Genomic DNA, 12,053 nt, shown 5'->3' on the forward strand with positions numbered 1-12,053 from the left:
AGCAGCAAAGACAGGCCCGAGCACCCGCTGGATCTCGGTGTCTCCCGTGCGCTAGTACGAACGGCTCACGAAACCGTCAGGGCGGACCAGCACCGTCCCGTACGGCCAGCCGTCCACGACGTGCACCGGAACGTCGGCCGCCACGCCGGGATCGGCCGTGAGCACGCACCACCGCGATCCGACGAGATCCAGCGTGGACACCCCGTCGGCCACCCACATGTGCGGCAGGCGGGATCCCGGCGACCCGTCGAGGTCGAGGGCGACGTCCTCGGTGGAGGGGAGCTCCGCGCCGCCGTACCGGTAGCCGATGTGCACCACCGGCGCGTTGATCGCCCCCGCCGCCTTGCGCGCCTCCGCCATGTCCTGCCCCCAGTGCAGGGACGGATCGTTGAACCGCAGGAGTGCCTGCTCCATCGTCATGAGAGCCACCGGATGGCGCTCCGCGTGATAGGTCTCCAGCAGCTCGGGCCCGGCCTCACCGCGCAGCGCGTACGCGAGCTTCCACGCCAGATTGTGCGCGTCGGCGACGCCGGTGTTCAGCCCGAACGCGCCCAGCGGGGGGATGGCGTGCGCCGCGTCGCCCACCAGGAAGACCCGTCCGACGGAGAGGCGATCGGCCACCTGGCCGCGCCCCCGGAACGTCAGCACGCTGCGGATCTCCACCTCGATCGACGGGTCGCCGAGCGCGGTGCGGATGTGCTCCGGGGTCGGCTCAGCGCCGAGGCGGGTGAGGAAGACCCACTCGCGTTCGCCGTCGACGGTCACCAGCAGGCCGGTCGCGTCCGGATGGTCGATGTTGCACATGGCGAACGGCTTGCGCGGGCGCAGATCGGCGCGGAACAGGACGCTCGTCGTCTCCTCGCCGATCACGCCGGGACCGGTGAGGCCGATGCCGAGGATCTGCCGAACCCGGCTGCGCACACCGTCGGCCGCCACCAGATAGCGCGCCCGCACGACGCGCCCGTCGGACAGGGTCGCCGTGACACCGTCGGCGTCCTGCTCGAACGAGTCGAGCGCCACGCCGAACTCCACGTCGCCCGCCTTGGTGATCAGCACGCGGTCGAGCCGGTTCTGCGCGCAGGTGCCGCGGATCCGGGCCGGCGTGTAGGTGGTCTCGGCCGCGCCTCTCGTCTTCCAGGCCACGCCTTCGGTGAAGTCGGCCTCGGCGAGCGTGCGCCCCCTGATCTTCCCCGCCCGCAGGTCGACCGCGGCCTCGTTGACCGCTTGAGCCAGGCCGACCTCGCGCAGGATCTCCACCGACCGCGGCCCGATGCCGGTGGCCCTGGGGTGGTGCGACAGCTCCGGTTTCTCCTCGACGACGAGGGACTTGACGCCGTGGTGGCGCAACAGCACCGCGAGCATCAGCCCGACGGATCCGCCGCCGGCGATCAGAACATCTGTGGAAACAGTGTGCCCATTCATGGGAACACCGTACCCACATCTGTAGACTTCTGTCCATGCCGCTTATCTGGGAGCGCGAGCCGTACCAGCCGAAAAGGCAGGCCCTGAGCGTGGAGCGCATCGTGGACGCGTCCGTCGCCATCGCCGACGCCGAGGGGCTCGACGCGCTGTCGATGCGCCGCGTCGCCGCCGAGCTGTCCACCGGCACGACCTCGCTCTACCGCTACGTGGACAGCCGCGACGACCTGCTCGACCTCATGGCCGACGCGGTGCAGGACCACCACGTGCCGCTGACGGGAGACTGGCGCGCCGACCTCGAGGCGTACGCCCACCACGAGCGCGAGCTGTGGCTGCGGCACCCCTGGCTCGCCCCGCTGCTGGCGACCCGGCCGTCGCTCGGCCCCAACTGGCTGCGTGGCCTGGAGCACGCCCTCACCGCGGCCGCCCCGCTGACCTCCGACAGCGCCGACGCGGGCTCGGCCGTCGGACTGATCAGGGACTATGTGCGCGGCGCGGTCATGCGCGAGCTCGCCGAGAAGGAGACCCAGCGGCGCACCGGTCAGACCGAGGACGAGTGGCGCGCCGACGTCGCCCCCTACATGCGCAAGGTCATCGAGAGCGGTGCCTATCCCCGGGTCTCGCGCATGACCCAGTCCGCCGACCTGAGCCCGGCCGAACAGTTCTCGTACGGCCTGCGGCGCATCCTCACCGGGATCGCGGCCTCTCAGCAGACGGCAAAGTGATCACGACCCGATCAGTTCGAGTTCGGGCCGCGCTGCCTGCTGCGGGGGTCGAGGAGGGCGGCTGATTCCGGAGTGCTACTCCAGCGGAGAGCCGACTGCTAGGTTTCGCAGTCATGGAGATCAGAACAGTCCACGCCAACGGGGTGGAGTTCGCGTATCTGGCCGTAGGGGAGGGGCCGCTGGCCCTGTGCCTGCACGGCTTCCCTGACACGGCCCACACCTGGCGTCACCTGCTCCCGGCGCTTGCCGAGCGCGGCTACCGCGCGGTCGCGCCGTTCCTGCGCGGCTACGCGCCGACCGAGATCCCCGCCGACGGCGCCTACGAGGCCGGCGCGCTCGTCGCCGACGTACGGGCGCTGCACGAGGAGCTCGGCGGCGACTCCGCCGCGGTGCTCATCGGTCACGACTGGGGCGCGTTCCCCGTCTACGCGACCGCCGACCGCTTCCGCAGATCCGTGGCCATGGCCGTGCCACCGGCGGCCGCCCTGGCGACCGGGTTCCTGGACTACGAGCAGCTCAAGCGCTCGTTCTACGTCTTCCTCTTCCAGACCGCCCTGGCCGAGACGGCCGCCGCCGCACCCGGCTTCCTCGAGGGGATCTGGCGCGACTGGTCGCCCGGCTACGACGCCGAGCAGGACCTGGAGTTCGTCCGGCAGAGCATCGGCGCGCCGGCGAACCTGGCGGCGGCCATCGGCTACTACCGGGCGATGCTCGGCACCACCCCGCCCACCGGCCGCTACCCGGCACCGGAGCCCGCCACTACTGGGCCGATCCTCTACCTGCACGGGACCCAGGACGGCTGCCTCTCGGCCGACCTGGTCAAGGACGCGCTGAGCCACCTGCCGGCCGGATCGCGGACCGAGCAGGTGGCCGGCGCGGGTCACTTCCTCCACCTCGAAAAGCCGGCGGAGGTCAACCGGCTCGTCCTCGACTGGCTGGCCTCCTGAGGGTGGGGGTCAACCGGCTGGCCTTCTGAGGGCGGGGGTCAATCGGCTCGTCCTCGACCGGCTGACCTCCTGAGGACCGTCACGACCGGATGGCGGCCTGACAGGGTGAGATGAATCACCCTGTCCACCCCGAATCCGGGCGGCCGCCACGCCTCCGGAACGAGCGCCACCACGGTGCCGCCCACGGCCAGGACACGGTGGATCTCCCGCCACAGACGGCCGGGGTCCCGGCGGAGCCGGCCGCTCGGGGCGACCTGACGGTCCCAGGGCGGGTTCACGAGGACTCGGTCCACGCTGCCGTCCGGCAGGGGAATCCGCCCCGCATCGGCCACCCCCCAGGCGATGGCGTCGGCTGTGACGCGGGCGCCGTTGCCGTTGGCGTTGGCGTTGGCGTCGGCTGCGGCGCGGTTGGCGTTGGCGGTGGAGACGTGGACGTTGTGCGGGTCATGGTCGAAGCCGATCAGGCGCGCGTGCGGAGCGAGCGCGCGGGCCTCGATGAGCGTGGTGCCGGCGCCGCAACAGGGGTCGAGCACCGTGCGGGCGCGGTCGAGCCGCGCCAGCCCGGCCATGGCGGCGGCCACCGGCGGGTGCAGAGTGCCCGGGATCGACTGCGTCTTGTACGGCCTGCGGTGCAGCGGCCTGGCGGGCACCCGCAGGGCGATGACCGCCTGCTCGTCCTCCACCGTGACCCGCCACGCCGTCGAGCCCTCGGGCGGCACCCGGCCGTCGCGGCGCGAGTGGTACGGCAGGCCCAGTGGCCGGGCGAGCTCGGCACCGACGGCGTCCTCGATGTCGAACCGGCTGTAGTTCCGCCGCCCGACGAACGACGCCGACACCTCCACCCCACCGCCCCGCACCCCATGCGGGCGGTCGGTGATCTGGTGGGCGAGTTTCGTCAGGCTTTCGGCGTCGAGCTCGCGAGCCGCCCCCGACAGGCGCCCCAGCGCCTCCCTGTCGCGCCCGATCCCCTCCACGACGGCCGCCACCAGCAGCACGTCGTCGGCCGTCCGCAACCCCAGCAGCTCCGGCCCGGGATCGGCCGTCTCGAACCACACCTCACGATGGCGCACCCCGCGCACCACCCCGAGCCCGGCACGTCGGATCTCCGCGGCCACCAGGGGCTCGATGCCACGCACCGCCCTGGCCACGGCAAGCGTATGCACGTGTCCTTCTCCCACGTCGCGACCCGGGACGGCGGCCGGCCGTCCCGCATCACCGGCGGTGGGTCATCCACGGCCCGCCGGCGGGTCGCTAGCGCAGGAAGAAGAAGAACTGCATAAGCCCACGCTATAGATCATCCGCTTCCAGAGGCCACCGGTTTTCCGCGCGCGCCCGGCCACGGAGACGTACGGTGTACTTCGATCGCGTTGACGTGAATAGGCCGCTATCCGAATGATGGTGTTTCATGGACGTGCTTGACTTCGACCTGTCGGACCGTGACTTCTGGGCCAAGCCGATGGCGGAGCGGAGGGCCGCCTTCGACCGGCTGCGGGAGCGAGATACGCCGGCCTTCTTCGCCGAGCCCGTGGTCGACTTCGCCCCGCAGGGGCCCGGCTACTACGCGCTGGTCAAGCATGCCGACATCCTGGAGGCCAGCCGCACTCCCGAGGTCTTCTCCTCGGGCGACGGCGGGGCCACGAACATCCTCGACATGCCCGCCGAGTTCGCCGAGTACTTCGGCTCGATGATCAACATGGACGACCCCCGGCACGCGCGCCTGCGCCGGATCGTCTCCCGGGCCTTCACCCCCAAGATGATCAAGCAGTTCGAGGCGGACGTGGACATCGCGGCCGCCAAGATCGTGGACGACCTGCTGGTCACGGGCTCCGGCTGCGACTTCGTCACCGAGGTCGCAGCCCGCCTGCCCTTGAAGATCATCTGCGACATGATGGGCATCCCCGAGCGCGACTACCAGTTCGTCTTCGAACGCTCGAACGTCATCCTGGGCGGCTTCGACCCCGAATACACCGGCGACGACGTCACCCAGGTGGTCCCGCTCCTGCTCAACGCCGGGATGGAGCTGCAGCAGCTCGTCCAGGACCTGGCCGCCTACCGCGTCGACCAGCCCACGAACGACCTGACGTCCTCCCTCGTCAACGCCAACATCGACGGCGAGCGGCTGACGTCGCAGGAGCTCGGGTCGTTCTTCATCCTGCTGGTGGTGGCGGGCAACGAGACCACCCGCAACGCCATCTCGTACGGCCTGCGCCTGCTCACCAACAACCCCGACCAGCGAGCGCTGTGGCTGGAGGACGTTCAGGGCCGGGCGGCCGGAGCCGTGGAGGAGATCGTCCGGCTGGCCTCACCGGTGAACTTCATGCGCCGCAAGGTGACCAGGGACTACGAGATGAACGGCCACCTGTACAGGAAGGGCGACAAGGCGGTCCTGTACTACTGGGCGGCCAACCGAGACGAGGCCGTCTTCGAGGAGCCCGAGCGGTTCGACATCACCCGCTCACCCAACCCGCACGTGGGGTTCGGCGGACCGGGGCCGCACTTCTGCCTGGGAGCGCACCTGGCCCGGCGGGAGATCACAGTGATGTACCGGGAGTTGCTCCGCCGGGTGCCCGGCATCCAGGCGGGCAAGCCCGACCGCCTGCACTCCAGCTTCATCAACGGCATCAAGCACCTGGAGTGCACCTTCTAGAACAACCTGCCCGACCCCCGGGATGCCGGGGGCCGGGAGACGGGGTCACGAGGTGGGGGTGACCTTGATCTGCTTGATGACCGTGTTGACGTCCGGCAGAAGCTGCTTGCTGGTCGACGGGATCGACATGTAGACGATCGCCGGTACGTCCTTGCCGGTGTTGATGGCGGCCGTGACGATCGTGGCCTTCTCGGTGCTCGAGGTCAGGGCGTAGGCGATGACCCGGCCCGAGGACTGCCCGACCTTGATCGGCTGCTGGGCGATCTTCTTGACCGTGTTGCCCTCGGGGAAGAAGCGCTTGCGGGCGTTCAGCACCACCTGCTTGATCACCGGCTCCAGGTCGTCCTCGCTGGTGAACGAGGACGCCAGCTTGGCCGGGAGCGGGCCGGTGAGGATCTGGGCGGAGCTGTTGGTGCCCGTGATCACGTACTGGCGGGTGTCGAAGCCGTACGTGGTCTTGATCGTGGCGCGCTGGTCCTGCTGCCAGGTGCCGCCGAGGCGGGGGATCGTGATGCCGGCCGAGGGGTTGGCGACTATGCCCGTCACGGGGGCGGCCTTGCCGGACCACCGCGGCAGACGCGGGATCGAGCTGGCCGCCTTGGTGGGGGCGGTGCTGGCCGACGTGCTCGCCTTGGGGGCCGCGGTGTTAGTGGCGGCCGGCGTGTTGCTGGCCAGCGGTCCGGCCAGGAACGCCCAGAGGACGGCGCCGACCAGGGCGATGGCCACCGAGCCCGCCAGGGCGTAGATCCAGAGGGGTTTGCCGGGGTTGTCCAGCGACTCCGGCTCACCCATCGCCTGGTAGTTGTCGCCGAAGACGTTGTCCCAGAGCTCCTGCTGGCGCTCGGGCGGCGGGGTGCGGGAGCCGCTGATCTGACCGGCCGTCACGAACCTGTGGTCCGGGTCGGACGGGTCACGGCTCAGGTTGGCACCCGGCCTGCCCTGCTCGCTCTGCTGGTCCTCCCCGATCGGTGGCTGCCCGCCCGGGGGCTGGCCGCCCGGCCCGTGGCCACCTGGTCCTTGCCCACCCGGACCTTGCCCACCCGGACCGTGGCCACCTGGCCCGTGGCCGATGGGCGGCTGGCCGGGCGGTGCTTGGCCGACCGGCGCCTGGCCGTACGCGACCAGACGGTCGTCGGGGGAGGGCGCGGAACGCGGCACCGCACGATCGTCGAGGGGAGTGCCACGGCGCCGGCTGTCCAGCGGAGTGACGTTTCGCGGGCCGTCCAGCGGAGAGCCGCCCTGCGGACCGTCCAGCGGGGAGCCGGAGCGGGGGCCGTCCAGCGGCGAGCCGGACCGCGGCGTGCCTCGGTCGTCCGCGGGCGGGTACGCCAGCTCGCCGAGCGGATTCGGGAACTGGTGGTACGCCGTGGGCTGGTTGTCCGGAGAGCCCTGACCATAGGAGGCCGGGTCACCCGGACGCGACTGAGGCCGACCGTCAGGCTGGCCGAGGTTCGACCACGCGTCCGAGGAGGGCGGGGCGTCCGACCAGGCGGGCCCGGAGTCCGGCCAGGACTGCTGCGACCCCTGCGGGGGCGCGGAGCCCTGCCGAGACGGATCGGGCCACGAAGGCGAGGACTGTGATGGGTCCGGCCAGGACGGCGAGGATTGCGCCGGGTCCGGCCAAGATGGCGAGGACTGCGCGGGGTCCGGCCACGAAGGCGAGGACTGCGCGGGATCGGGCCAGGACGGCGAAGACTGCGCCGGGTCCGGCCAGGAGGGTGAGGATTGCGAGGGGTCGGGCCACGACGGCGAGGACTGCGACGAGTCCGGCCATGACGACTGGGCGGCACCGCCCCGTGAAGAGTCGGGCCATGCCGCGTCCTGCCGGGGCGCCTCGGGCCAGGATGTCGGCACCTCCGGCTTAGGCGCCTCGGGCCAGGACGGTGGCAGATGGGGTGCTCCGGAATTCTCCGTTGCCATTGCTGCCGTACCTCCCGAGGTTATGTCCGGATTTGACGCATCCGGCATGATCTCACGCGAGACCAGGGGTTCCGCAGTAAAACGCGAGAAGCCATGCGGATCCGTCGGTGGGTCCTGCATGGGCAGGCCACCATCTGGACGTTCTGCTTCTCCTGGGTACACCACGGCGACGAGAGTATTCTAATGGGACATTAGAGGTCACAACGGATACATCACCATCAGATCTCACCAGACCTGAAGAGTCCATTGTGCCCACTGACCCGGCTCGACGACCCGCATTCAGCCGAAGACGTGCGCTAGGCTTGACCTATGCGTTCCGCGACCCTGCTTCTTAGCGGGCCGCGACGGCTCTGATCAGCTCGCCGTCGCGGCTGCCCCTCGTCATGCGCACGAGGGGTTTTCTTATGGGTCCGAGTCAATCCAAAAGGACAACCGCCGTGAGTGAGTACAACCCGCAGGCGCTGCAGGCCAAGTGGCAGCAGCGATGGGAGGAGCAGGACCCGTTCCGGGCCAGCGATGACGCCACCGACACGCGTGAGCGGCGCTACATGCTGGACATGTTCCCCTATCCTTCCGGTGACCTCCACATGGGCCATGCCGAGGTGTTCGCGATCGGCGACGTGGTCGCGCGCTACTGGTTCCAGAAGGGCTACAACGTCCTCCACCCGATCGGGTGGGACTCCTTCGGCCTGCCGGCCGAGAACGCCGCCATCAAGCGGAACGCACACCCCGCCGAGTGGACCTACGCCAACATCGAGACGCAGGCCAATTCGTTCAAGCGCTACGGCATCTCCTTCGACTGGTCGCGCCGCCTGCACACCAGCGACCCCGACTACTACCGCTGGAACCAGTGGCTGTTCATCCGCTTCTTCGAGCGCGGCCTTGCCTACCGCAAGGGCGGCCTGGTCAACTGGTGCCCCCAGGACCAGACCGTGCTGGCCAACGAGCAGGTCGTGGCGGGCAAGTGCGAGCGCTGCGGCAGCGACGTGATCCGCCGGGAGCTGACGCAGTGGTACTTCAAGATCACTGACTACGCGCAGCGGCTGCTGGACGACATGGAGCAGCTGGACGGCTGGCCGGAGCGCCTGCTGACCATGCAGCGCAACTGGATCGGCCGCTCCGAGGGCGCCGACGTGCTGTTCGAGATCGAGGGCCGCGAGGAGCCGGTCCACGTCTACACCACGCGGCCCGACACGCTGTTCGGCGCCACGTTCTTCGTGGTGGCCGTGGACGCGCCGCTGGCCGACGAGATCGTCACGGACGAGCAGCGGGCGGCGTTCGAGGCATATCGGGCCGAGTCGGCCAAGCTGAGCGACATCGAGCGGCTGTCCACCGACAAGGACAAGACCGGCGTCTTCCTGGGCCGCTACGCGATCAACCCGGTCAACGGCGAGCGCATCCAGGTCTGGGCGGCCGACTACGTGCTGTCCGACTACGGCCACGGCGCCATCATGGCCGTGCCCGCCCACGACCAGCGCGACCTGGACTTCGCGGTGAAGTTCGGGCTGCCGGTGAAGGTCGTCGTGCACACCGGCCTGGCCGACCCGGGCGAGACCGGCGAGGCCACGCCGGGAGAGGGCAAGCTGGTCAACTCCGGCCCGCTGGACGGGCTGTCCAAGACCGAGGCCATCTCCAAGATCATCGAAGTGCTGGAGACCCAGGGCAAGGGCACGGGCGCGATCAACTTCCGGCTGCGCGACTGGCTGCTGTCCCGCCAGCGCTACTGGGGCACGCCGATCCCGATCATCCACTGCGTCGACTGCGGCGAGGTGCCCGTCCCCGACGACCAGCTGCCGATCACGCTGCCCGACCTGCGCGGCGAGGCCCTGGCGCCGAAGGGCGTGTCCCCGCTGGCCAGCGCCACCGACTGGGTCAACGTCGAGTGCCCCAAGTGCGGCGGTCCCGCCCAGCGCGACACCGACACCATGGACACCTTCGTCGACTCGTCCTGGTATTTCCTGCGCTACACCTCGCCCGGCTACACCGACGGCCCGTTCGACGTCGAGGCGGTCCGCAAGTGGGGCCCGATCGACCAGTACGTCGGCGGCATCGAGCACGCGGTGCTGCACCTGCTCTACTCGCGCTTCTTCACCAAGGTCCTGCACGACATGGGGATGCTGGACTTCACCGAGCCGTTCCTGCGCATGCTCAACCAGGGCCAGGTGATCAACGGCGGCAAGGCCATGTCCAAGTCCCTGGGCAACGGCGTGGACCTGGGCCAGCAGATCGACGACTTCGGAGTCGACGCGGTCCGCCTGACCATGGTGTTCGCCGGGCCGCCCGAGGAGGACATCGACTGGGCCGACATGTCGCCGGCCGCGTCGCAGAAGTTCCTGGCCCGTGCCTTCCGCGTGATGGACGAGGTCGCGGCCGAGCCCGGCGTGTCGTTCGAGGGCGGCGACGTCGAGCTGCGCAAGGCCACGCACCACGCGATCGACGAGGTCACCCGGCTGGTCGAGTCCCAGCGCTTCAACGTCGCGATCGCGCGCATGATGGAGCTGACCTCGGCGGCCCGCAAGGCCATCGACTCCGGGCCCGGCGCCGCCGACCCCGCGGTCCGCGAGGCGGCCGAGACGCTGGCCGTCATGCTGTCGCTGGTGGCGCCCTACACCGCCGAGGAGGGCTGGGAGCGCCTGGGCCACGAGGGCGGCGTCGGCCGGGCCGGCTGGCCCACCGCAGACCCGGCGCTGCTGGTGCAGGAGTCGGTGACCTGCGTCGTCCAGGTGGCCGGCAAGGTGCGCGAGCGCCTGGAGGTGTCGCCCGACATCTCGGAGGCCGACCTGAAGGCGCTGGCCCTGGGCTCGGAGAAGGTCCAGTCCTACCTGACGGGCGAGCCGCGCAAGGTGATCGTGCGGGCGCCGAAGCTGGTCAACATCGTCCCTTGACGAGTGACCCGCCTGGCTCAGCGGCGGCGCGGGTCGGACTTCAGGGACGGCGCCGCGACTCAGAGGCGGCGTAGCGCGGGCAGCAGTTCCTTCTCGGCCCAGCCGAAGAAGGGCTGCTGCTGGTCGTGGCCGATCTGGACGAGCGCGACGTGCGTGAACCCGGCGTCGGTGTACTTCCGGACGGCCTCGACCACCGCGTCCACGTCGTCGCCGCACGGCACGCTGGCCGCGACGTCCTCGGGCCGTACGTAGTCGGCGTAGGCGCCGAAGTTGACCGGCCCCGGCAGCTCGGCCATCACCTTCCACCCGGCCGCCGACCAGCGCCACAGCTCGTGGGCCCGCTCCTTGGCCGCCTCGGCGTCGGTGTCGTACGAGATGGCCAGCTGGCCGTACACCGGCTTGCCCGACCCGCCGAGCGCGTTGAACTGGTCCACCACCTCCGGCATCGGCTCGTTGACGATCAGCAGGTCGCCGAACTCGGCGGCCAGGTCCGCCGACTGCCCACCGGAGGCGGCGCCCCCGATCGGGATCCGGCGCTCGGGCAGGTCATAGAGCTTGGCCGAGTCCACGTCATAGAACTCGCCCTGGTAGGTGACGTACTCGCCGGAGAACAGCTTCTTGATGATCTGGACGGCCTCGCGCAGCATCCGGTGCCGGGTGTTGACCGGTGGCCAGCCCTCGCCGATCACGTGCTCGTTCAGGTTCTCGCCGGAGCCCAGCCCCAGCGCGAACCGCCCCTGGCTGAGCACGCCCATCGTGGCGGCCTTCTGCGCGACCACGGCCGGGTGGTAGCGCATCAGGGGGCACGTCACGTACGTCATGAGGGGCAGTCGCTCGGTGGCGTTCGCCGCCGCGCCCAGGACCGACCAGGCGTAGGGAGAGTGACCCTGCTCCTCAAGCCATGGGAAGTAGTGGTCGGAGATGACCGCGTAGTCGAATCCGGTCCGTTCGGCGGTGGCCGCGTCGTCCACCAGCTGCCGGGCCGGGGTCTGCTCGCACATCAAGGTGTAGCCGATTTCTGCCATGGTGTGCCGACTACCCGGGCTCGCACACGTTAGTTACCAGGCGCCGGAGATCAACGTTGGGTCAGTTCCTCCACCACCAGGCCCAGCCCGATGCCCATCAGCCAGACGTCCTTGGCGACGGAGACCCCCTCTTGGGAGGGGCGCAGGGTGCCGTCCTGGCGCAGCCCGGGGGTCTTGACGTAGAAGGCGAGCAGCCCGCCGGCGAACGCGGTGAGCGCCGCCCCCGCGAGCAGCGACGGCACCACCGGGAGCAGCAGCGCCGATCCGACCGCGATCTGCGATTTCGACAGCAGCCGCACGAACGTCTCGGGATCCTGCCGACGAAGGAAGGGGAAGGCCGTGGCCGCCATGCCGTGCACGCCGGTGGCGGCCTCGCGGTCGGCCTTGGCCAGGGTCAACCCGGAGTCCAGGATGTACGCGCCCGCCGCGATGCGGGGCGGCCATTGGTGGGGACGGGCGAGAATCCTCACGTTTCCTCCAGAAAT

Annotated in this window: 9 protein-coding genes; 4 read left to right on the top strand and 5 right to left on the bottom strand. The window is 70.2% G+C overall.

Features of this window, described 5'->3' with window-relative positions; all coding sequences use genetic code 11:
• Positions 1-51: 51 nt before the first annotated feature.
• Positions 52-1,422, bottom strand: a complete 1,371-nt coding sequence (locus tag ACQP2T_RS16230) for an FAD-dependent monooxygenase (RefSeq protein WP_433516961.1) — start codon at positions 1,420-1,422, stop codon at positions 52-54.
• Positions 1,423-1,457: 35 nt separating this feature from the next.
• On the opposite strand from ACQP2T_RS16230, the gene ACQP2T_RS16235 reads away from it, so the two are divergent.
• Together ACQP2T_RS16235 and ACQP2T_RS16240 are read left to right on the top strand one after the other, a co-directional pair.
• Positions 1,458-2,144 carry a TetR/AcrR family transcriptional regulator gene (locus tag ACQP2T_RS16235; protein ID WP_433516962.1) on the top strand — a complete coding sequence of 229 codons (687 nt, stop codon included), beginning with the start codon at positions 1,458-1,460 and terminating at the stop codon, positions 2,142-2,144.
• A gap of 113 nt (positions 2,145-2,257) precedes the next feature.
• A complete protein-coding gene (locus ACQP2T_RS16240) occupies positions 2,258-3,091 on the top strand; it encodes an alpha/beta fold hydrolase (RefSeq protein ID WP_433516963.1) in 834 nt (277 codons plus the stop codon).
• A 38-nt stretch (positions 3,092-3,129) separates the two neighbouring features.
• Here ACQP2T_RS16240 and ACQP2T_RS16245 read toward each other — a convergent pair whose 3' ends face one another.
• Complete coding sequence (locus ACQP2T_RS16245) at positions 3,130-4,254, bottom strand: methyltransferase domain-containing protein (protein WP_433516964.1); 1,125 nt, start codon at positions 4,252-4,254, stop codon at positions 3,130-3,132.
• A 242-nt stretch (positions 4,255-4,496) separates the two neighbouring features.
• Between ACQP2T_RS16245 and ACQP2T_RS16250 the strand changes: the two genes are divergently transcribed.
• Complete coding sequence (locus ACQP2T_RS16250; protein ID WP_433516965.1) at positions 4,497-5,738, top strand: cytochrome P450; 1,242 nt, start codon at positions 4,497-4,499, stop codon at positions 5,736-5,738.
• Positions 5,739-5,783: 45 nt separating this feature from the next.
• Here the strand turns inward: ACQP2T_RS16250 and ACQP2T_RS16255 are convergent, their stop codons facing one another.
• The gene (locus ACQP2T_RS16255; RefSeq protein WP_433516966.1) at positions 5,784-6,896 is read right to left on the bottom strand and encodes a hypothetical protein; all 1,113 of its coding nucleotides are present in this window, start codon (positions 6,894-6,896) and stop codon (positions 5,784-5,786) included.
• Positions 6,897-8,062: 1,166 nt separating this feature from the next.
• Here ACQP2T_RS16255 and leuS point away from each other — a divergent pair.
• Positions 8,063-10,543 carry a leucine--tRNA ligase gene (gene leuS, locus ACQP2T_RS16260; protein WP_433516967.1) on the top strand — a complete coding sequence of 827 codons (2,481 nt, stop codon included), beginning with the start codon at positions 8,063-8,065 and terminating at the stop codon, positions 10,541-10,543.
• Positions 10,544-10,602: 59 nt separating this feature from the next.
• Here the strand turns inward: leuS and ACQP2T_RS16265 are convergent, their stop codons facing one another.
• Both ACQP2T_RS16265 and ACQP2T_RS16270 read right to left on the bottom strand, forming a co-directional pair.
• Positions 10,603-11,568 carry a TIGR03557 family F420-dependent LLM class oxidoreductase gene (locus tag ACQP2T_RS16265; protein WP_433516968.1) on the bottom strand — a complete coding sequence of 322 codons (966 nt, stop codon included), beginning with the start codon at positions 11,566-11,568 and terminating at the stop codon, positions 10,603-10,605.
• 50 nt (positions 11,569-11,618) lie between these two features.
• Positions 11,619-12,038 (bottom strand): hypothetical protein, encoded by a 420-nt coding sequence (locus ACQP2T_RS16270; RefSeq protein ID WP_433516969.1) that lies wholly within the window; start codon positions 12,036-12,038, stop codon positions 11,619-11,621.
• Positions 12,039-12,053 lie beyond the last annotated feature (15 nt).

The sequence above is a fragment of the Nonomuraea sp. CA-143628 genome (assembly GCF_050942315.1).
Taxonomy (GTDB): Bacteria; Actinomycetota; Actinomycetes; order Streptosporangiales; family Streptosporangiaceae; genus Nonomuraea.